The following is a 20,034-nucleotide window of genomic DNA, read 5'->3' as shown; positions in this document are numbered from 1 at the left end:
GTTCAGGTCTTGAGGCGGTAGCCGGTGCGGAAGATCCAGCGCACGGTCAGCAGGCACACGAGCAGGAAGGCCAGCGTCATGCCCAGGCTCACGCCCAGGCTGACGTCGGCCGACCCATAGAACGCCCAGCGAAAGCCGCTGACCAGGTACACCACCGGGTTGAACAGCGTGACCGTCTGCCAGAACGGCGGCAGCATCTTGATCGAATAGAAGGTGCCGCCCAGGAAGGTCAGCGGCGTGATGATCATCAGCGGGATGATCTGCAGTTTCTCGAAGCCATCGGCCCAGATGCCGATGATGAAGCCGAACAGGCTGAAGGTCACCGCCGTCAGCACCAGGAAGGCCAGCATCCAGACCGGATGGTCGATATGGAACGGCACGAACAGGCGCGCCGTCGCCAGCATGATCAGCCCCAGCAGGATGGACTTGCTGGCCGCCGCGCCGACGTAGCCCAGCACGATCTCGACGTACGAGATCGGCGCGGAATGGATCTCGTAGATCGTGCCGGAAAATCGCGGCATGTAGATGCCGAACGAGGCATTGGCGACGCTTTGGGTCAGCAGCGACAGCATGATCATGCCCGGCACGATGAACGCCCCGTAGCTCACACCGTCGATTTCGACCATGTGCGAACCGATGGCCGCGCCGAACACCACGAAGTACAGCGAGGTCGAGATGACCGGCGAGGCCACGCTCTGCATCAGCGTGCGCCAGGCGCGCGCCATTTCGAATTTGTAGATGGCCTTGATGGCATACCAGTTCATGTTTGCGCACTCACCAGGCTGACGAAGATATCCTCGAGGGAGCTCTCGGACGATTGCAGGTCGTGAAAGCCTATGCCGCGCGCGTCCAGCTCGCGCAGCAGCGCGGCGATCCCGCCGCTGACCTGGTTGTCGTAGGTATAGACCAGCTGCGTGCCCTCGGCGGCCAGTTCGAGCTGGTAGTCGCCGGCCAGCGCCGGCAGCGCGGCCAGCGGCGCATCCAGCATGATGACGAGCTGCTTCTTGCCCAGCTTGCTCATCAGCGCGTGCTTGTCCTCGACCAGGATGATCTCACCCTTGCGGATGACGCCGATGCGATCGGCCATCTCCTGGGCTTCCTCGATGTAGTGCGTGGTCAGGATTATGGTGACGCCGTTTTCGCGCAGCCGCCGCACCATCTGCCACATGCCGTGGCGCAGTTCGACGTCCACGCCGGCGGTCGGCTCGTCCAGGAACAGGATGCGCGGCTCGTGCGACAGCGCCTTGGCGATCATGGCGCGCCGCTTCATGCCGCCGGACAGCGCCATGATGCGGCTGTCCTTCTTGTCCCACAGCGAGAGGTCGCGCAGAATGCGTTCGATGAGCGCCGGGTCGGCCGGCTTGCCGAACAGGCCGCGGCTGAAGCTGACCGTGTTCCAGACCGTCTCGAACGCGTCGGTGGTGAGTTCCTGCGGCACCAGGCCGATGGCGTCGCGCGCGGCGCGGAACTCGCGCACGATGTCGTGGCCGTCGGCCAGCACACGCCCGCTGCCCGGATTGACGATGCCGCAGATGATGCTGATCAGCGTGGTCTTGCCGGCGCCGTTGGGGCCGAGCAGCGCGAATATTTCGCCGCGGTAGATATCCAGGTTGATGTTCTTCAGCGCGGGATGCCCTGACGCATACGTCTTGGACAGGCCTTGCACGGAGATGACTGCTTGCACTGCGTCTCCCTGGAGGAAAGGTACGGGATGGCCGATTCTACCGGCTGGCCGCGCGCCACTGCACGCCAGCGCCGACTACAGTTGTCGGCCCCGGCGGATTATGCGTCGCGCGCCGCGAATCCCGGATGGTAGGTGACGGTGCCGCGCGCGGGCGCGCCGAAGGTCAGCGCCAGGAAATGCGTCGGCGGCATGTCCGGCAGCACCAGCCCGGGTTCGGGCCGAAAGCCGAAACGCCCATAGTAAGCCGGCTCGCCCACCAGGACGCAACCGGCCGCGCCGCGCGCCTGCAGCCGCGCCAGGCCGTGTTCGATCAGGGCGGTGCCGATACCGCGGCCCTGGTGGGCCGGATCGACCGACACCGGTCCCAGGCCGAACCACGACGGGCTGCCGTCGGAAATCTGCACCGGCGAGAACGCGGCATGGCCGACCACCCGGGCGTCGAGCTCGGCCACCAGCGACAGCGTCAACGCGCCGGCGGCGCGCAGCGCCTGGACGATGTACGCCTCGGTCTGCTCGCTGTGCGGATGGCCGCGAAACGCCGCCTGCGTCACGTCGAAGATGGCGCGCTGGTCGGCGGGGGTTTCGGAACGGATCAGCATGGGGCCTCCCGCGACGCCCGCCACGCGGGCGCCTATAGCAATCGGGGCAGCGACGAGGCCAGCATGGCCACGCCGGACAAGGTCAGCAGGCCCAGCACGATGCGACGAAACGCCTGATCCGATATGCCCAGGTACAGGCGCGTGCCCAGCACGGTGGGAATCAGCATCGCCAGCGCCACCAGGCCGAACAGCGGCAGCATGTCGGCGGTGACGATGCCGGTGCCGACGTATGTCGCCATGGTAACCAAGAGCGTGCCCAGATTGAAGTTCTGGATGATGGAGCGCTGCTCGTCGCGGGCAAAGCCGCGCAATGTGCACCACAATGTGGGCAAGGTGCCGGTGAACCCGCCGATCCCGCCCATCACGCCGCCCAGCCCGCCCACGACGGCGTCGGCCAGCCGGCCGCCCGCCGTGATGCGGGGCAGGTACTTCACCGCCAGCATGAGCGGGCACCACAGCACCAGGAAGCAGCCCAGCAGCGCCTTGAACATATGGACGTCCAGCATGGGGAGGATGCGCACGCCGATCGGAATGCCCACCAGGCCGCCCAGCAGGAACGGCAGCAGCCGCCGCCAGTCGAAGCCGCGCCGCACCGAGAAGGCGGCGATCAGTTGCCCGGTCAGCGACCCGAACACCACCAGGGCGGCCGCCAGGCGCGGATCGATGCTCCACGCCCAGACAGACATGGCGGTCAGCCCGTAGCCGAAACCCGACAGGCCCTGCACGAAGCCGGCCACCACCGCGCCGGCCACTACCACGACATGCAATGCATCCACGATACGCCCGTCGCCCCCTGTTCAACGTGATGGCAGGCGGCGATCTTACCGGCTTGCGCGGGTCGTGTTTGCTGCGTCGCAACAAACACGGCGCTTCAGAACGGCGTCTCGTCCTGGCCGCCAGGCGGCATCAGGTAGGCGGTAACGGTGCTGGAGAGCGCCGTCACCAGCCACAGCACGAAGAAGGACACGGTATAGAACCCGGTCCGGCTGGTCGGCACCTGGCCGAAGATGGCCACGTCCAGCGGGTCGATCAGCGCGAAGATCAGCGCGCTGCCCACGCCGGCGGCCAGGAAGGACGGCCAGAGTATCCACATCAGCGAACGCCAGCGCATGGTCGGCTCCGCTTCAGCGACGCGCGTCGGCGGCCGGCGCGGCGACGCGCTCGACCACCAGCCCGCGCTTGACCGCGCCCTCGGCGATGGGCTGGTCGCCGTAGCGCGTCATCGCCAGGTAGATGGTGATGACGCAGCCGATGATGGCGACCAGCGGCCCGGCCATCAGGATTCAGGGCCACGGTTCGCGATACCAGGGGCGGGCAGCGGGCGTATCGGTCATGAAAGCGTCTCCTTGCCGGGGCTCCGGCCTATTCGGGTAGGTAGAAACTTGCGGGTTCGCGCACTTCCAGCACACGCCCGGTGTCCTGCGAACGGGCCTGCACGACGATGGCATGGGCGCCGGGCGCGGTATCGCCGCGCGGCGCGCGCAGCACCACCGGCACCAGCTTGTTGGCGGCGGCCTCGACCTCCACCACGTCCGAGCCGTCGCGGCCGGCCAGCACGGCCAGGCCGTCGATGCCCTCGGCCGTCAGCTGCAGGCGCAGGGGCTGGTCGGACGTATTGATGATCTGCAGGCGGTATACGTTCTCGACCAATCCGCCGGCCACCTCGCGGCCCAGCGCGCCACGGTCGCGGATCACGTTCACGCGCAAGGGGTTGCGCATGCCCAGCGACACCGCGAAGGCGATCGCCAGCGCCAGGATCAACCCGCCGTAGATCAGCACGCGCGGGCGCAGCAGGTGCGAGCGCGCGCGCCGGCCGTCCAGGCCCTCGTCCACGGCCCGCTCGGACGTATAGCGGATCAGGCCCGGCGCATAGCGCATCTTGTCCATGACCTGGCCGCACACGTCGATACAGGCGCCGCAACCGATGCACATGTACTGCAGGCCGTCGCGGATGTCGATGCCGGTCGGACAGACCTGCACGCACAGGCTGCAATCGACGCAGTCGCCCAGGCCCGCCGCCTTGTGGTCGATCTTGCGCGAGCGGCCGCCGCGCGGCTCGCCGCGCCGCTTGTCGTAGGTCACCACGAACGTGTCGTGATCGACCATCACGCTCTGGAAGCGCGCGTACGGGCACATGTACTTGCAGACCGATTCGCGCATGAAGCCGGCGTTGCCCCAGGTGGCGAAACCGTAGAACAGCATCCAGAACCATTGCCAGCCGCCCAGTTGCAGCGCGAACAGCTGATGGCCCAGCTCGCGGATGGGCGCGAAGTAGCCGATGAACGTCGAGCCGGTCCACCATGCCACCGCCAGCCACAGCACGTGCTTGGTGGCCTTGATGCGCAGCTTGCGCGCGCTCCACGGCGCTTCGTCCAGGCGGATGCGCGCAATGCGGTCGCCTTCGACGCGGCGCTCGATCCACATGAAGATTTCGGTATAGACCGTCTGCGGGCAGGCATAGCCGCAGAACAGCCGACCGGCGATGGCCGTGAACAGGAACAGCGCCAGCGCGCTGATCACCAGCAGCACGGCCAGGTACACCACGTCCTGCGGCCACAGCACCAGCCCGAACAGATAGAACTTGCGCGCGCCCAGGTCGAACAGCACGGCCTGCCGGCCGTTCCACTGCAGCCACGGCAGACCGTAGAAGATCAACTGGGTCAGGACCACGAACACGACGCGCCAGCGCGCGAATATGCCGCTGACCGAGCGCGGGTAGATCTTGCTGCGCACATCGGCGAGCGTCTGCTCCAGCGTTTCTCCGTCGGCGCGCCGCGGGCCGGGAGCGGGCCGCCAGGCCGGCGGCTGCGGATCGGACGGGCCGCCAGGCGCGGCCGGTGTCCCTTGGGTCATTGCGATACTCCGTACTGCGGTTGGCGCAGACGCGCGTACGCGCCGCCGGCGCGGCCGCCGGCCGACGGCCAGCCGGCGCACCGGCGCGCGTTCATCGCGCCGCCTCGGCCGCCTTGGCCGGCGCCTGGTTCGACAGGCCCCACACCCAGGCCGACAGCAGCTTGATCTGCTCGGGCGTCAGCACTTCCTCGTGGGCCGGCATGCGGTTGTCGCGGCCGTCCAGGATGGTGCGCACGATGGACGCCTCGGAACTGCCGTACAGCCACACATCGTCGGTCAGGTTGGGCGCGCCCAGCGCCTGGTTGCCCTTGCCGTCCACCCCGTGGCAGGCCACGCAGTAGTTGGCGAACTCGCGCTTGCCGCGAAACACCCGCACCGGATCGACCGCCAGGCCGGACAGCGAGCGTACGTAGTGGGCGATATCGCCAGCCATCCTGGGATCGATCACGCCCTTCCAGGGCGGCATCACCCCATGGCGCCCCTTGGCAATGGTTTCGGCGATGATCTCCGGCGTACCGCCGTACAGCCAGTCGCCGTCAGTCAGGTTGGGGAAGCTGGTGCTGCCCTTGGCGTCCGAGCCGTGGCATTGCGCACAGGTGTTGAGAAACAGCCGCTGGCCGATCTCGCGCGCCGGCGCGTCGGCGACCAGCTGCTCCGGCGTCATGCCGCCGAAGCGTTCGTACACCGGCTTGACGCGCTCGGCCAGCTCGGCCTGCTTCTGCTTGACCTCGCCGACCGAGGTGTAGCCCAGGGTGCCCTGGTACGAGCCCACGCCCGGAAACAGCACCAGGTAGCCCAGCGCGAACACGCAGGTCAGCAGGTACATCCAGGTCCACCAGCGCGGCACCGGATTGTTCAGCTCGGTCAGGTCGCCGTCCCAGACGTGGCCGGTGTCCTCGACCACCCCGCCGGCCGGGTGCTCAGCCAGCGCCGCTGCGAATACAGCAGCCAGACGCACCAGACAATGCCGCCGATGGCAATGATGCCAATGAAATAGCTCCAGAAGCCGTTGACGAAATCGCTCATGGCTGCATTGCTCCATCCTGTTGTGCGGGCCCGTCCTCGTCGGGCAAGGCGAACGGCAGCAAGGCCGATTCGCGATTGGCGCTCTGGCGGTGGCTCGACCAGGCCCACCATACGATGCCAAGAAACGTTCCCATCGAAAGAACCGTTATCAGCGCGCTCAGATAACCCATCATGATCAGCCTCCCGCCGCGCGTTGCGGCTCGCTGGCGGCGCCGCGCCGCGCGCCCACGCCCAGCGCCTGCAGATAGGCCACCAGGGCGTCCTCTTCGGTCTTGCCGGCGATGGCCGCCGGCGCCGCCGCGATGGCCTCGTCGGTGTACGGCACGCCCAGCCTACGCAGCGCCTGCATGCGCTGGGCCACGTTCTGGCCGGTCAGGTCGGCATGCTGCAGCCACGGATAGGCGGGCATGTTGGACTCGGGCACCACGGCGCGCGGATCGCGCAGGTGGATGCGGTGCCATTCGTCGGAATAGCGCTCGCCCACGCGCGCCAGGTCGGGGCCGGTGCGCTTGGAGCCCCACAGGAAGGGATGGTCGAACACCGACTCCCCCGCCACCGAATACGGGCCGTAGCGCTGCACCTCGGCCTGCAGGGTGCGCACCTGCTGCGAGTGGCAGCCCACGCAGCCTTCGCGGATGTACACGTCGCGCCCCATCAGCTGCAGCGGCTCGTAGGGCTCCACCCCGGGCATGGCCTGGGTGGTCGAGTGCTGGAAGAACAGCGGGATGATCTGCACCAGCCCGGCGACGGACACCACCAGGATGCTGGCGATGATCATCAGGCCGATGTTCTTCTCCAGCGTCTGGTGGGAGAAAAAGCCATGTTGTTTCTGTGCCACGAGATGCTCCTCAGACTGCCGGGACGGCCGCCGGCACGCCCGCGGGCGCCGTCGCGCGGTTATCGTTTTCCAGCGGAATCGCCGGGTTGACGGCGCGCGCGCCGCGCACGGTCATCCAGACGTTCCAGGCCATGACGAACACGCCGCTCAGGTACAGGATGCCGCCGGCCAGGCGAATCACGTAGTACGGCACGCGCGTCTTGAGTTCCTCGACGAAGCTGTAGACCAGCGTGCCGTCGGCGGCGGTGTCGCGCCACATCAGGCCCTGCTGCACGCCGGCGATCCACATCGCGGCGATGTACAGCACCACGCCGATGGTGGCGACCCAGAAATGCAGCTCCATGGCGCGCACGCTATACATCTGCTGGCGGCCGTACAGGCGCGGGATCAGGTAGTACAGCGAGCCGAAGGTGATCATCGCCACCCAGCACAGCGCGCCGGAGTGCACGTGGCCGATGGTCCAGTCGGTGTAGTGCGACAGCGAGTTGACCGTGCGGATCGACATCATCGATCCCTCGAAGGTGGACATGCCGTAGAACGACAGCGCGGTCACCAGGAACTTCAGGATCGGATCGGTGCGCAGCTTGTGCCAGGCTCCCTGCAGCGTCATGATGCCGTTGATCATGCCGCCCCACGAAGGCGCCAGCAGGATCAGCGAGAACGTCATGCCCAGCGACTGGGTCCAGTCGGGCAGCGAGGTATACAGCAGGTGATGGGGGCCGGCTCACATGTAGGTGAACGCCAGCGCCCAGAAGTGCACGATGGACAGACGGTACGAATAAATCGGACGGCCGGCCTGCTTGGGCACGAAGTAATACATCATGCCGAGGAAGCTGGTGTCAGGAAGAAGCCCACGGCATTGTGGCCGTACCACCACTGCACCATGGCGTCCTGCACGCCGGCATAGGCGGAGTACGACTTCCACAGCGTCACCGGCATCTCGATGTTGTTGAAGATGTGCAGGATGGCGATGGTCAGGATGTACGAGCCGAAGAACCAGTTGGCCACGTAGATGTGCTTGGAGCGGCGCTTGACGATGGTGCCGAAGAACACTACCGCGTAGGCCACCCACACCAGCGTGATCAGGATGTCGATGGGCCACTCCAGCTCGGCGTATTCCTTGCTGCTGGTAAAGCCCATGGGCAGGGTGATGGCGGCCGCCACGATCACCACCTGCCAGCCCCAGAACGTGAAGGCGGCCAGCTTGTCGCAGAACAGCCGCGCCTGACAGGTGCGCTGCACCACGTAATACGAGGTGGCGAACAGGGCGCTGCCGCCGAAGGCGAAGATCACCGCGTTGGTGTGCAGCGGCCGCAGGCGCCCGTAGGTCAGCCAGGCGGTTTCGAAATTCAGTTGCGGCCATATCAACTGGGCGGCAATCAATACGCCCACGGCCATGCCGACGATGCCCCACACCACAGTCATGATGGCGAATTGCCGCACGACCTTGTAGTTGAACGTCTCGGCCTTGCTTGCGATTGCGCTGCAATCGTTCATCAGCCATCCCCCAAAAGAAAAGACAGTGTTTCTCCAGGATGGATGATGCGGCCCCGTGCGCCGGGACGCCTTGATTTGCGTCAAGCGGCCTTCGTTCCGTCTGTTTCCGGGACCCGCGCGGCGCTCAGTTGTCGTTATCGCGCAATATCGCGGCGCCCTGGTCCTCGGTGTCGTCGTACTGGCCGCTGAACACGGCCCACCACAACGCCACACCGATCGCCAGCACGAAAGCCAGCGACAGCGGCAACAGCAGATAGAGAATGCTCATGGCGCGGGTTGCGCCACGGCGGCGGCGGGCGCGGCGTCCCATCGATGGCGCCGCAGGCGCCATGCATTGCCGGCCACCGCCAGCGAAGACAGCAGCATGGTGATGGCCGCCAGCCATGGCGCCACCCAGCCGGCCAGCGCCAGCGGGGTCATGAGCAGGTGCCAGGCCAGCGACCCGTACAGGTTCTGGCGCGCCACCCGCGCGGCCGCGGCCAGCAGGGCGTCGCCTTGCGCCGTGGTGGCCTCGGGCCGCGCCAGCAGCGCCGAATGCGCGCATGCCATGGCCGAAGGCACGGCCATCGACATGGCGCACGGACAGCTCATGACCAGCAGCGCCACCATGACCGGCACCGCGTGCGCGGCATCGATCTGCGTCCAGGCCTCCCCGGCGGCCAGCGCCAGCGCCACCTGGACGAACACGAAGCGCGTGGCCAGGCGGTCGGCCGCCGCGCCCAGTTCGCCGCCGGCCTGGTGCAGGCGCCGCACCAGCGGCGTGGCCAGCGCGCTAGCTGTGAAGATTCAATAGGTTGTATGCATGGTTCATCCGAACCGGATTTGAGAAACTGGAAATCGCCAACTCCCCAGTTCACTCAAGGAGCCCGGCCGGATGAACACCCATAAGCATGCCCGATTGACCTTCCTACGTCGACTCGAAATGGTCCAGCAATTGATCGCCCATCAAGTTTGTGTGCCTGAAGCGGCCCGCGCCTATGGGGTCACCGCGCCGACTGTGCGCAAATGGCTGGGCCGCTTCCTGGCTCAGGGCCAGGCGGGCTTGGCCGATGCGTCCTCGCGCCCGACGGTCTCGCCCCGAGCGATTGCGCCGGCCAAGGCGCTGGCTATCGTGGAGCTGCGCCGCAAGCGGCTGACCCAAGCGCGCATCGCCCAGGCGCTGGGCGTGTCAGCCAGCACCGTCAGCCGCGTCCTGGCCCGCGCCGGTCTGTCGCACCTGGCCGACCTGGAGCCGGCCGAGCCGGTGGTGCGCTACGAGCATCAGGCCCCCGGCGATCTGCTGCACATCGACATCAAGAAGCTGGGACGTATCCAGCGCCCTGGCCACCGGGTCACGGGCAACCGACGCGATACCGTTGAGGGGGCCGGCTGGGACTTCGTCTTCGTGGCCATCGATGACCACGCCCGCGTGGCCTTCACCGACATCCACCCCGACGAGCGCTTCCCCAGCGCCGTCCAGTTCCTCAAGGACGCAGTGGCCTACTACCAGCGCCTGGGCGTGACCATCCAGCGCTTGCTCACCGACAATGGCTCGGCCTTTCGCAGCCGCGCCTTCGCCGCGCTGTGCCATGAGCTGGGCATCAAGCACCGCTTTACCCGACCTTACCGCCCACAGACCAATGGCAAGGCCGAACGCTTCATCCAGTCGGCCTTGCGTGAGTGGGCTTACGCTCACACCTACCAGAACTCCCAACACCGAGCCGATGCCATGAAATCCTGGCTACACCACTACAACTGGCATCGACCCCACCAAGGCATCGGGCGCGCTGTACCCATCTCCAGACTCAACCTGGACGAATACAACCTATTGACAGTTCACAGCTAGCGCCGCAGGCCTGGCGGGCGCACAGCTCCAGGTAGCGCGCGGTCAGCAGGAAGGCCACGAACATGGTGACCGAATCGAAATACACCTCGCCACGGCCCGTCCAGGTGGCATGCACGCTGGGCACGAAGGCCGCCACGATGCCCAGCGCCACCGGCGCGTCCATGCCGGCGCGGCCGCGCCGCAGCCCGCCGGCGGCGCCGCGCCAGATCGGCCAGGCGCAATACAGCACCACCGGCACCGTCATCAGCAAGGCGGCCCAGTTCATCAGCACGATGGCCCAGTCCAGCGTGGCCAGCGCGTCGGCGGGGATGCCGTCGTTGCGCACATAGCCCGGCCAGGCGAACATCATGACCTGCATCATCGCCAGCCACGCCACGCCCAGGCGCACCAGCGCATGGCGGCGCGCCTGCCGGTCGGCGCCCGGCAGGTCCGCGGGCACGGCGAGAATAGAGGTTGGTCGCATGGGAGGGATGGTAGCCCGCCCTGCTCCTGGCCGCCCTTGATGCAGATCAAGCCGGCGCGCCTGGCTAGGGGCGGCGTTCGGCCACGACCTGCCGCACCGCCTCCAGCAGCGCCTGCAATTCGTCCTCGGCAATGGTGAAGGCCGGCGTCAGGTACACGATGTTGCCGAAAGGCCGCACCCACACCCCGGCTTCGACCAGGCGGCGCCTGAGGTCGTCGCGCGCGCCGATGCCGTCGAGCTCGATCACGCCGATGGCGCCCAGCACCCGCACATCGCGCACCCAGGGCAGGTCGCGGCAGGGCTCCAGCCCGGCGCGCAGCGCCTGCTCCAGCGCCGCGACCTGCCGCAGCCGCGGTTCGCGCTCGAACAGGTCGAGCGAGGCGTTGGCCGCCGCGCAGGCCAGCGCGCAGCCCATGAAGGTCGGGCCGTGCATCAGCGCATGGCCGGGGTCGTCGGACCAGAACCCCTCGAAGACGCGCGCGCTGGCCACCGTGGCCGCCAGCGGCAGCGTCCCGCCGGTCAGCGCCTTGGACAGGGTGACGATGTCGGGCCGCACCCCGGCCTGCTCGAAGGCGAACATCGTGCCCGTGCGTCCGAAACCGGTGAAGATCTCGTCGAAAATCAACAGGATGCCGTATCGGTCGGCCAGTTCGCGCAACCGCGCGAGCACCTGCGGGTCATGCAGCAGCATGCCGCCGGCGCCCTGCACCAGGGGCTCGACCAGCATGCCGGCGATCCGCCCGGCATGGCGCTCCAGGTGCGCCTGCAGGGCCGCCAGCGCGGCCTCGTCGCGCGGCAGCGCCAGCACGTCGTGCTCGGGCAGCAGGCCGCGGAACATGGCGTGCATCCCCTCGTCCGGGTCGCACACCGCCATGGTGCCGAAGGTGTCGCCATGGTAGCCGCCGCGAAACGCCACGAAGCGCGTGCGGCCGCGCTCGCCCTGGTTGAGCCAGAACTGCACGGCCATTTTCATGGCCACCTCCACCGCCACCGAACCCGAATCGGTGTAGAACACGCGTTCCAGCCCCGGCCCCAGCAGCGCGCTCAGGCGGCTGGCCAGGTTCAGCGCCGGCTCGTGCGCCAGGCCGCCGAACATCACATGCGGCATGCGGTCCAGCTGCTCGCGCACCGCCTGGGCGATATGAGGGTGGTTGTAGCCATGGCAGGCCGTCCACCACGCGGCCACGCCGTCGATCAGCGTGCGTCCGTCGGCCAGCTCCAGCAGGCTGCCGTGGCTGCGCACCACCGGCAGCGGCGGCGCGGCGGTCTTCATCTGCGCATAGGGCAGCCAGATATGGGGATAGCCCTGGGCCATCCAGGCAGGCGTGGTGTTAGACATGCTCGTTTCCGGAAACCGGGAGCGGCGCCGGCCGCTCCACTACAATGCTCGGCATTCTACGGCCAGGCGCGCCTGGCCCTGTCCGACAAGCCGGGTCGTGTCTATGTCCAAGCTGGATTCCCTGTTCACCGCCGCGCTGGAGCAGGCCGCGCAGCGCCAGGTGCGCCGCCGCCTGCGCCACGCCGCCGCGACGCCCCCCGGCCGGCTGGCCCTCGATGGCCGCACCCTGGTCAATTTCTCCAGCAACGACTACCTGGGGCTGGCGCGCCACCCGCTGCTGGCCGAGCGCGCCAGCCTGTGGGCCACCCGGCACGGCGCCGGCGCGCAGGCCTCGCGGCTGGTATGCGGCAACCTGGACCTGCACGAACAGGTCGAAGCCAAGCTGGCGCGCCTGAAAGGCACCGAGGCCGCCTTGCTGCTGGCCAGCGGCTGGCAGGCCAACGCCGCGGTGCTGCCGGCCCTGTTCAAGGCCGCGGCCGCGCAGGGCGAGCCGCAGGTCTACACCGACCGGCTCAACCACGCCAGCCTGCACCATGGCTGCCAGGCCGCCGGCGTGCGCCAGATCCGCTTCCGCCATAACGACCTGGCGCACCTGGAACACCTGCTGGCCGAACGGGCCGGCGCCCCGGGCGCGCGCTTCATCGTGACCGAGAGCGTCTTCAGCATGGATGGCGACCGCGCCGACGTGCCGGCGCTGGCCGCGCTGGCGGCCCGCCACCATGCCTTCCTGTACCTGGACGAAGCGCACGCGACCGGCGTGCTGGGGCCGCGCGGCATGGGGCTGGCGGGCCTGGCGCCCGGCGGCGTCGACCTGGCCATGGGCACCTTCAGCAAGGGCCTGGGCAGCTTCGGCGCCTACGTGGCCGGCTCGCGGGCGCTGTGCGACTACCTGGTCAATGCCTGCTCCGGTTTCATCTACACCACCGCGCTGCCGCCGGCCGTGCTGGGCGCCATCGACGCGGCGCTGGACCTGGTGCCCCGGCTGGACCAGGCGCGCGCCACCCTGCAGGGCCACGGCGAACGCCTGCGCGCCAGCCTGGCCGCGCAGGGCATCGATTGCGGCGCATCCTCGACCCAGATCGTGCCGGCCATCATCGGCGACGCCGGCCATGCGCTGGCCCTGGCCGCCGAGCTGGAGCGGCGCGGCCTGCTGGCGGTGGCGATCCGCCCGCCCACGGTGCCGGCCGGCACCAGCCGCTTGCGCATCGCCCTGAGCGCCGCGCACGGCGAGGCCGAGCTGGACCAGTTGATCGAGGCCCTGGCCGCCGGCTGGCGCGCCGTGCGGCAGGCGGCATGAGCGCGCCCCGCCCGCTGCTGCGCTTCGAACATGGCTGGGCCCACGACGCCGGCGTCTGGGCGCCGTTGCGCGCCGCGCTGGCCGACTGGCCCCAGCAGGCCGCCGACGCCGGCTATTTCGGCCCCGCCGTCGAACCGCCCGCGGACGGCGCGCCCGTGGTAGCGATCGGCCATTCGCTCGGCTTTCTGAAAATCCTGCAGTCTCCTGCGCCGGGCTGCATCGCCTACATCGCCATCAACGGCTTCGCGCGCTTTGCCGGCGGCGCCGATTACCCGCCCGGGGTGGCGCCCCGGCTGCTCGAGCGCATGCTGGCGCGCCTGGAGCTCGACCCCGCCGCCGTGGTGGATGACTTCCGGCGCCGCGCCGGCAGCGCGCCGCACGCGGGCACGCCCCGGCCCGAACCCTTGCGGCACGACCTGCGCCGCCTGCGCGAGGCCGACGAGCGCCAGGCGCTGGCCGCCAGCCGGCTGCCCCTGCTGGCCCTGGCCGGCACCGCCGACCCCATCGTCCCGCCCGCCCTGACCCGGGCGCAGTTCGGCGCATGCGCCGGACTGCACTGGCGCGACGGCGGCGGCCACCTGCTGCCCGCCTCGGACCCCGACTGGTGCGCCGGCCGGATACGCGCCTTTCTCGCCGGACTGCCCGCATGAACACGCGTTCCACACCCACGATAGGCCAGCGCTTCGACCGCGCCGCGGTCCGCTACGAAACCCATGCCGAGGTACAGCGCCACGCCGCCGAGCAACTGGCCGAGCGTATCGCCGCCCTGCCCCTGCCCGCCGAACCCCGCATCCTGGAAATCGGCTGCGGCACCGGGCTGCTGACGCGCGCGCTGGCGCGCCGGCTGGGGCGCGCCGACTGGACCATCACCGATATCGCGCCGGCCATGCTGGCCGCGCAGCAGGCGGGGCCGCCGCCGGCCGGGCGGGTGCGCCACCAGCTGGTCGACGGCGAGCACCCGGCCGGCCTGCCCGGCGGCTACGACCTGATCTGCTCCAGCCTGGCCGTCCAATGGTTCGGCGACCTGGACGCGGGCCTGGCGCGGCTGGCCGGGCTGCTGGCGCCCGGCGGCCTGCTCGCCATCGCGACGCTGGCCGAACACACTTTCAGCGAATGGCGCGCCGCCCACCAGGCCCACGGCCTGCATGCGGCCACTCCCGCCTATCCGCCGGCCGAGCGCATCGGCCGCACCCTGGCCGGCCTGCGCGGCGGGATAACGCGGGAGGCTTACCGCCAGCGCCACCCCGATGCGCTGCACTTCGTGCGCAGCCTCAAGGCCATCGGCGCGACCGCGCCGGCCGCCGGCCACGCGCCGCTGTCGCCCGCCGCCTTCCGGCGCGTGCTGGCCCAATTCGATCGACAAGGAAACCACGTGACCTACGACCTGGCCTACGGCCTGTGGCGCAAGCAGGCCCCGGGCGTGTTCGTCACCGGCACCGATACCGGCGTCGGCAAGACCCTGGCCTCGGCCATCCTCGCGCGCGCTTGGCGAGCCCATTACTGGAAGCCGCTGCAGACGGGCGTGGCCGAAGAACCGGGCGATACCGAAACCGTGGCCGCGCTGGCCGGGCTGGAGCCGGCCCGCCTGCACCCGCCGGCCCATGTCCTGCAGGCGCCGCTGTCGCCCTGGGCGGCCGCGCCGCTCGAGGGCGTCACGCTCGATGCGGCGGCCATCGCGCCGCCGCAGGTCGACGGCCCCTTGGTGATCGAAGGCGCCGGCGGCCTGTACGTGCCCATCGACGAGCGCCACATGATGATCGACCTCATCGCCCGCCTGGGCATGCCCGTGGTGCTGGCCGCGCGCAGCGGGCTGGGCACCATCAACCACACCCTGCTCAGCCTGCACGCCCTGCGCGAGCGCAGGCTGCCCGTGCTGGGCGTGATCATGCTGGGCGAACCCTCCGCAGGCAACCGCCATGCCATCGAGCATTTCGGCGGCGTGCCGGTGCTGGCGCAGATCCCGCGCCTGGCGCGCGTCGACGCCGAGGCGGTCGAGGCCTGGGCGGCGCGCATCCCGCCGCTGGCCGACTGCCTGGCGCGCCGCTGGCCCGATCCCCAGGAGACACCGGCATGCAGGCCCTGACCGGATTCACCTGGCTGCTGGCCCTGCAGGCGCTGGGCGAAGCCTGCTCGCGCCTGCTGCACTTTCCCATTCCCGGCCCGGTGACCGGCATGTTGCTGCTGCTGGTGGCGCTGCGCTGGCCGCCGGTGCGCGAGCCGGTGGCGCTGGCGGCGCAGTTCCTGCTGTCGCACCTGTCGCTGCTGTTCGTGCCGGTCGGCGTGGGCGTCATGACCCATATCGCGCTGCTCGCCGAGTACGGCCTGCGCATGGCGGCCGTGATCGTGCTGTCGACGCTGGCCGGCATGGCGGCCACGTACTGGGCGCTGCGCGTGGGCAGGAGCGCAACGCCGGAGGCCGACGATGCCTGATTTCGTCAACCTCTAGATCTACCTCTCGTCCACCCCGCTGTTCGGCCTGACCGCCACCCTCACGGTCTATCTCTCGGCGCACGCGATGTACCTGCGCCTGGGCCAGGTGCCGCTGGCCAATCCGGTGCTATGGAGCATGGTGGTGCTGGCCGCCGGCCTGCTGGCCTTCGGCGTGCCCTACCCCACCTATTTCGGCGGCGCCCAGTTCATCCACTTCCTGCTCGGCCCGGCGGTGGTGGCGCTGGCCTGGCCCTTGTGGATGCGGCGCGCCGAGCTGCGCCGCCGCTGGGCCCGGCTGCTGTGGGCGGCCCTGTTCGGCGGCGCGGTGGCCTGCGCCAGCGCGGTGCTGCTGGGCTGGGCCGTCGGCCTGCCGCGCGACATCATCCTGTCGCTGGCCCCCAAGTCGGTCACCGCGCCCGTGGCCATGGGCCTTTCCGAAACCCTGGGCGGCATCCCCGCGCTGTCGGCCGTGTTCGCCGCGCTGACCGGGCTGGTGGGCGCGCTGACCGGCAAATACCTGTTCGATCTTCTTGGCCCGGTGCGCGGCCGGCAGGACTGGGCCGACCGGGGGTTCGCGCTGGGCACGGTGTCGCACGGCATCGGCGCGGCGCGCGCCATCCAGGTCAACGCCGACGCCGGCGCCTATGCCGGCCTGGCGCTGGGGCTGCAAGTCATCCTGGCCTCGCTGCTGATCCCCGTCGCGTTCCGGCTGGCCGCCGGGCTGGGCGGCTCGTAGCGCCGCGCCCTCAATCGCCTGGCGGACGCCGCCGGCTCAGCCAGGCCAGCAGGAAGAACGCCCCGCCGCCCAGCAGGGTCAGACCGGCCAGGTATACCGGCCGGGCCCGGGTGGCGTGTTCCAGCCGCAGCCGGCTAGTTGTGAAGATTCAATAGGTTGTATGCATGGTTCATCCGAACCGGATTTGAGAAACTGGAAATCGCCAACCTCCCAGTTCACTCAAGGAGCCCGGCCGGATGAACACCCATAAGCATGCCCGATTGACCTTCCTACGTCGACTCGAAATGGTCCAGCAATTGATCGCCCATCAAGTTTGTGTGCCTGAAGCGGCCCGCGCCTATGGGGTCACCGCGCCGACTGTGCGCAAATGGCTGGGCCGCTTCCTGGCTCAGGGCCAGGCGGGCTTGGCCGATGCGTCCTCGCGCCCGACGGTCTCGCCCCGAGCGATTGCGCCGGCCAAGGCGCTGGCTATCGTGGAGCTGCGCCGCAAGCGGCTGACCCAAGCGCGCATCGCCCAGGCGCTGGGCGTGTCAGCCAGCACCGTCAGCCGCGTCCTGGCCCGCGCCGGTCTGTCGCACCTGGCCGACCTGGAGCCGGCCGAGCCGGTGGTGCGCTACGAGCATCAGGCCCCCGGCGATCTGCTGCACATCGACATCAAGAAGCTGGGACGTATCCAGCGCCCTGGCCACCGGGTCACGGGCAACCGACGCGATACCGTTGAGGGGGCCGGCTGGGACTTCGTCTTCGTGGCCATCGATGACCACGCCCGCTTGGCCTTCACCGACATCCACCCCGACGAGCGCTTCCCCAGCGCCGTCCAGTTCCTCAAGGACGCAGTGGCCTACTACCAGCGCCTGGGCGTGACCATCCAGCGCTTGCTCACCGACAATGGCTCGGCCTTTCGCAGCCGCGCCTTCGCCGCGCTGTGCCATGAGCTGGGCATCAAGCACCGCTTTACCCGACCTTACCGCCCACAGACCAATGGCAAGGCCGAACGCTTCATCCAGTCGGCCTTGCGTGAGTGGGCTTACGCTCACACCTACCAGAACTCCCAACACCGAGCCGATGCCATGAAATCCTGGCTACACCACTACAACTGGCATCGACCCCACCAAGGCATCGGGCGCGCTGTACCCATCTCCAGACTCAACCTGGACGAATACAACCTATTGACAGTTCACAGGTAGCCGGCGGCGCGCCAGGCCGGGACGGCTGTCGTCCACATAGCGCAGCGCGGCGGGCGCCGCGGGGCTCACGAGCGGCGCGCGCCCTGGCCCCGGTTGCGTTGGCTGGACTGATCCTGGTTGCTGCCTATCTGCGATACATGGCCGTCCTTCTTAGTGCGTGCCTGCTGGCTGCCGTGGCTGCGCTGCGCTTCGCGTTGGGTGTCGTCATCCTGCTTGCGGTCCTGGGACGTGGGGGTGGGTTTCATGGTCTAGGGCTCCGGGTTGCCCGCCGCGCGCCGCAGGGCGTGACAATGCGGCAGGCGTTGCAATGGGTTCATGGCGTCTGCGTGGCCAGTGGGCGGCAAGCGGCGTGCCCGCGCGCTCAGGCGGGCCGGCCCGCGCCCACCCGCGCGCCCACCACCATTTCGGTGGCCCAGTTCAGCAGGATGGACGAATAGGCCTGCTGGCAGCGCTTGTCGCTCAGCGCGTGATCGGCGCCGTCGACGATGCGATGGGTCAGCGAGTGGGAATGCAGGAACGCGCCGCGGTAGCTCATGATGGTCGAGTGCGGAATGTAGTCGTCGTGCTCGGCCTCCACGATCAGCACGTCGCCGCGAAACGACGAGCAGGCGCTCAAGGCGCGGTTGCCCTCCGGCGCCACGGTGGCGTGCCGGTAGGCGGAGATGGCGGCGCGGTCGAGCTGCAGCTTGGGCTGGGCCCATTCGTCATCGCGGTACAGCGCCGGCACGTGCAGCGCCAGCCAGCGCACCGCGCGCAGCGTGGTCAGGATGGCGGCCAGATAGCCGCCATAGCTGCTGCCCACCACCGCGATGGCGGACGTATCGACGGCTGGGTGGGCGATCAGCGCGTCATAGGCGGCCATGATGTCGCGCAGGCTGTCCTCGCGCGTGACCTGGCGCCGCTGCGCCTCGGTGGCGGCATGGCCGCGCAGGTCGAAGGTCAGGCAGATGCAGCCCAGCCCGGCGATGTCGCGCGCGCGGCTCAGGTCGAAGCGCTGGTTGCCGCCCCAGCCATGGACGAACAGCACGCCGGGCAGCTTGGCGCGCGGCGTGAGCAGGGTGCCGGCCACCTGCGTGTCGAACACGGGGATCGTGATGGTTTCGCTATGTGTCGTCATCGTCCGTGCCGTTGTCTTGCGTCATGCCGCCGGCCTTGGAAATGAAGCCGACCTCGGCGTCGTGGGCGTGGAATACGATGCGCGTGCCGGGCGGGTGCGCCGGGTCCGGACCGTAGTGTTCGCTGGTGGCGGCGTGCGCGCGCCGCAGGCCGCCATCCTGCGCGAACGCGCGCAGCGCGGCGATCTCGGCCAGGCTGGCCCCGCCGGCCCGCCACGATTGTTCCAGCACGCCGGTGCGCCAGCGGCCCTGCGCATCGCGGCCGCGCGCCACGTCATAGTTGCGGCGCGACGCGTACAGGCGCGGATAGCAGGCGAACGCCTGTTCGTCGTAACGCATGGCATGCTCCAGCGCGGCGCGCCGCGGCGCGTCCAGTTCCAGCTGCAGCAGGGCGGGCAGGGGACCCGACACGAACCACAGGTCCGAGCCGCCGTAGACTTCCAGGCCCGCGTGGTCCAGCGTCAGCGACTGCGTGCCGATATAGCTGGCCAGATGGACGCCCACCTGCGCCACGCCGACGCTGTAGGTCGAGATGTCTTCCAGGTGTTCCTCCAGCACCAGGCCATAGCGGCGCACCTCGCCAGCATCCTGTTCGGCCAGCGCCTGGTCCAGCGCCGCCGCGTCGGCGACCTTGCGCTGGCCGCGGCCGGCGGTGGCGCGCACCGGCTTGACGCGCAGCGCACTGGTGCGCAGCATCCGCGCGCCGGCCTGGCGCGCCTCGTCCAGCGCGAAGACCGTGCAGCCGGGCAGCACGCAGTCGGACAGCCGCGCGTCCAGTTCGCGCGACCAGGCCGCAGGGGCGGCGCAGCCGTCATGCGGCAACGCATGGGTGATCGCCTTGGTGGCGACGAAGCCATGCGGCGCGACGCCGCCGAACAGGTCGTCCGGGCCCTGGATGCCCAAGGCCAGCGCGCGGCCGTCCAGCAGGGTGCGCGCGGGTACGTAATACACGCGCAAGCGCGGGTCGCGCGCCGCCGCAGGCAGCGCGTCGGCGTACTCGCAGCCCAGCAGCTCGGCGATGTCCAGGCCCAGCGCGCGCAGGCTGGCGCGCTCGTGGCGCGGCGCGTCGCGCCGGCCGGGATGGGCGACCACCAGATCGACGGGACGGCGCGGTACGGCGGCGGCAGGGTTCATGGGCGGATCCG

General features: G+C 69.5%; 22 protein-coding genes and 4 pseudogenes. 7 read left to right on the top strand and 19 right to left on the bottom strand.

Annotated elements, in window-relative coordinates; translation table 11 throughout:
* Positions 1–2: 2 nt before the first annotated feature.
* The 13 genes and pseudogenes from BN118_RS10500 to BN118_RS10440 all read right to left on the bottom strand — a co-directional run.
* Complete coding sequence (locus BN118_RS10500) at positions 3–764, bottom strand: ABC transporter permease (RefSeq protein ID WP_003810400.1); 762 nt, start codon at positions 762–764, stop codon at positions 3–5.
* Complete coding sequence (locus tag BN118_RS10495) at positions 761–1,684, bottom strand: ABC transporter ATP-binding protein (RefSeq protein WP_010930781.1); 924 nt, start codon at positions 1,682–1,684, stop codon at positions 761–763. The genes BN118_RS10500 and BN118_RS10495 overlap by 4 nt, the downstream gene beginning before the upstream one ends.
* 98 nt (positions 1,685–1,782) lie before the next feature.
* Positions 1,783–2,283 carry a GNAT family N-acetyltransferase gene (locus tag BN118_RS10490; RefSeq protein WP_010930780.1) on the bottom strand — a complete coding sequence of 167 codons (501 nt, stop codon included), beginning with the start codon at positions 2,281–2,283 and terminating at the stop codon, positions 1,783–1,785.
* A gap of 32 nt (positions 2,284–2,315) precedes the next feature.
* Positions 2,316–3,059, bottom strand: coding sequence for a sulfite exporter TauE/SafE family protein (locus tag BN118_RS10485; RefSeq protein WP_010930779.1), 744 nt, complete (start codon positions 3,057–3,059; stop codon positions 2,316–2,318).
* A 95-nt stretch (positions 3,060–3,154) separates the two neighbouring features.
* Complete coding sequence (locus BN118_RS10480) at positions 3,155–3,394, bottom strand: membrane protein (protein ID WP_010930778.1); 240 nt, start codon at positions 3,392–3,394, stop codon at positions 3,155–3,157.
* A 13-nt stretch (positions 3,395–3,407) separates the two neighbouring features.
* Complete coding sequence (locus BN118_RS10475) at positions 3,408–3,560, bottom strand: lipoprotein (RefSeq protein WP_010930777.1); 153 nt, start codon at positions 3,558–3,560, stop codon at positions 3,408–3,410.
* 85 nt (positions 3,561–3,645) lie between these two features.
* Positions 3,646–5,136, bottom strand: coding sequence for a cytochrome c oxidase accessory protein CcoG (gene ccoG, locus BN118_RS10470; RefSeq protein WP_014905800.1), 1,491 nt, complete (start codon positions 5,134–5,136; stop codon positions 3,646–3,648).
* A 91-nt stretch (positions 5,137–5,227) separates the two neighbouring features.
* A pseudogene (gene ccoP, locus BN118_RS10465) lies at positions 5,228–6,162 on the bottom strand (cytochrome-c oxidase, cbb3-type subunit III).
* Positions 6,159–6,335 (bottom strand): cbb3-type cytochrome oxidase subunit 3, encoded by a 177-nt coding sequence (locus tag BN118_RS10460; RefSeq protein WP_003818560.1) that lies wholly within the window; start codon positions 6,333–6,335, stop codon positions 6,159–6,161. The pseudogene ccoP and the gene BN118_RS10460 overlap by 4 nt, the downstream one beginning before the upstream one ends.
* A 2-nt stretch (positions 6,336–6,337) precedes the next feature.
* Positions 6,338–7,000 carry a cytochrome-c oxidase, cbb3-type subunit II gene (gene ccoO, locus BN118_RS10455; RefSeq protein ID WP_003810383.1) on the bottom strand — a complete coding sequence of 221 codons (663 nt, stop codon included), beginning with the start codon at positions 6,998–7,000 and terminating at the stop codon, positions 6,338–6,340.
* A 10-nt stretch (positions 7,001–7,010) separates the two neighbouring features.
* Positions 7,011–8,497: pseudogene (ccoN, locus tag BN118_RS10450) on the bottom strand (cytochrome-c oxidase, cbb3-type subunit I).
* A gap of 124 nt (positions 8,498–8,621) precedes the next feature.
* Positions 8,622–8,765, bottom strand: a complete 144-nt coding sequence (gene ccoS, locus BN118_RS10445) for a cbb3-type cytochrome oxidase assembly protein CcoS (protein ID WP_003810379.1) — start codon at positions 8,763–8,765, stop codon at positions 8,622–8,624.
* Positions 8,762–9,274 (bottom strand): annotated as a pseudogene (locus tag BN118_RS10440) (P-type ATPase actuator domain-containing protein); the annotation flags it as partial. The gene ccoS and the pseudogene BN118_RS10440, both read right to left, overlap by 4 nt.
* Before the next feature lie 97 nt (positions 9,275–9,371).
* Here BN118_RS10440 and BN118_RS10435 point away from each other — a divergent pair.
* Complete coding sequence (locus BN118_RS10435; protein ID WP_005012067.1) at positions 9,372–10,322, top strand: IS481-like element IS481 family transposase; 951 nt, start codon at positions 9,372–9,374, stop codon at positions 10,320–10,322.
* Here the strand turns inward: BN118_RS10435 and BN118_RS10430 are convergent.
* Positions 10,318–10,785, bottom strand: a pseudogene (locus BN118_RS10430) (hypothetical protein); the annotation flags it as partial. The gene BN118_RS10435 and the pseudogene BN118_RS10430 overlap by 5 nt on opposite strands.
* Before the next feature lie 64 nt (positions 10,786–10,849).
* On the bottom strand, positions 10,850–12,124 hold the full coding sequence (locus tag BN118_RS10425) for an adenosylmethionine--8-amino-7-oxononanoate transaminase (RefSeq protein ID WP_010930773.1): 1,275 nt from the start codon (positions 12,122–12,124) through the stop codon (positions 10,850–10,852).
* Between the two features lie 103 nt (positions 12,125–12,227).
* Between BN118_RS10425 and bioF the strand changes: the two genes are divergently transcribed.
* From bioF to BN118_RS10400, 5 genes are read left to right on the top strand one after another with little or no spacing between them, the layout of a single operon-like run.
* Positions 12,228–13,421 carry an 8-amino-7-oxononanoate synthase gene (bioF, locus tag BN118_RS10420; protein WP_010930772.1) on the top strand — a complete coding sequence of 398 codons (1,194 nt, stop codon included), beginning with the start codon at positions 12,228–12,230 and terminating at the stop codon, positions 13,419–13,421.
* Entirely contained in the window at positions 13,418–14,071 is a 654-nt protein-coding gene (locus BN118_RS10415; protein WP_010930771.1) for an alpha/beta fold hydrolase, read from the top strand. The genes bioF and BN118_RS10415 overlap by 4 nt, the downstream gene beginning before the upstream one ends.
* A complete protein-coding gene (gene bioD / locus BN118_RS10410; protein ID WP_014905799.1) occupies positions 14,068–15,504 on the top strand; it encodes a dethiobiotin synthase in 1,437 nt (478 codons plus the stop codon). Before BN118_RS10415 ends, bioD begins: the two co-directional genes overlap by 4 nt.
* Positions 15,492–15,851, top strand: a complete 360-nt coding sequence (locus BN118_RS10405) for a CidA/LrgA family protein (protein WP_010930769.1) — start codon at positions 15,492–15,494, stop codon at positions 15,849–15,851. The genes bioD and BN118_RS10405 overlap by 13 nt, the downstream gene beginning before the upstream one ends.
* Before the next feature lie 16 nt (positions 15,852–15,867).
* Positions 15,868–16,587: an LrgB family protein gene (locus BN118_RS10400; RefSeq protein ID WP_224019500.1), complete on the top strand. Its 720-nt coding sequence runs from the start codon at positions 15,868–15,870 to the stop codon at positions 16,585–16,587.
* Positions 16,588–16,665: 78 nt separating this feature from the next.
* On the opposite strand, the gene BN118_RS19525 is transcribed toward BN118_RS10400, so the two are convergent.
* Entirely contained in the window at positions 16,666–16,806 is a 141-nt protein-coding gene (locus BN118_RS19525; RefSeq protein WP_162272313.1) for a hypothetical protein, read from the bottom strand.
* A 17-nt stretch (positions 16,807–16,823) separates the two neighbouring features.
* On the opposite strand from BN118_RS19525, the gene BN118_RS10395 reads away from it, so the two are divergent.
* Positions 16,824–17,774 (top strand): IS481-like element IS481 family transposase, encoded by a 951-nt coding sequence (locus tag BN118_RS10395; protein ID WP_014905798.1) that lies wholly within the window; start codon positions 16,824–16,826, stop codon positions 17,772–17,774.
* 65 nt (positions 17,775–17,839) lie between these two features.
* Here BN118_RS10395 and BN118_RS10390 read toward each other — a convergent pair whose 3' ends face one another.
* From BN118_RS10390 to BN118_RS10380, 3 genes are all read right to left on the bottom strand, one after another.
* Positions 17,840–18,019, bottom strand: a complete 180-nt coding sequence (locus BN118_RS10390) for a hypothetical protein (RefSeq protein ID WP_003811361.1) — start codon at positions 18,017–18,019, stop codon at positions 17,840–17,842.
* A gap of 116 nt (positions 18,020–18,135) precedes the next feature.
* Entirely contained in the window at positions 18,136–18,891 is a 756-nt protein-coding gene (locus BN118_RS10385; RefSeq protein ID WP_019247449.1) for an alpha/beta hydrolase family protein, read from the bottom strand.
* Complete coding sequence (locus BN118_RS10380) at positions 18,878–20,023, bottom strand: DUF3182 family protein (RefSeq protein WP_014905797.1); 1,146 nt, start codon at positions 20,021–20,023, stop codon at positions 18,878–18,880. The genes BN118_RS10385 and BN118_RS10380 overlap by 14 nt, the downstream gene beginning before the upstream one ends.
* Positions 20,024–20,034: the final 11 nt, after the last annotated feature.

It is taken from the genome of Bordetella pertussis 18323 (genome assembly GCF_000306945.1).
In the GTDB taxonomy this organism is placed as follows: Bacteria; Pseudomonadota; Gammaproteobacteria; order Burkholderiales; family Burkholderiaceae_B; genus Bordetella; species Bordetella pertussis.
The sequence above is the reverse complement of the archived record's forward strand: the minus strand, read 5'-3'. Positions and strand labels throughout refer to the sequence as shown.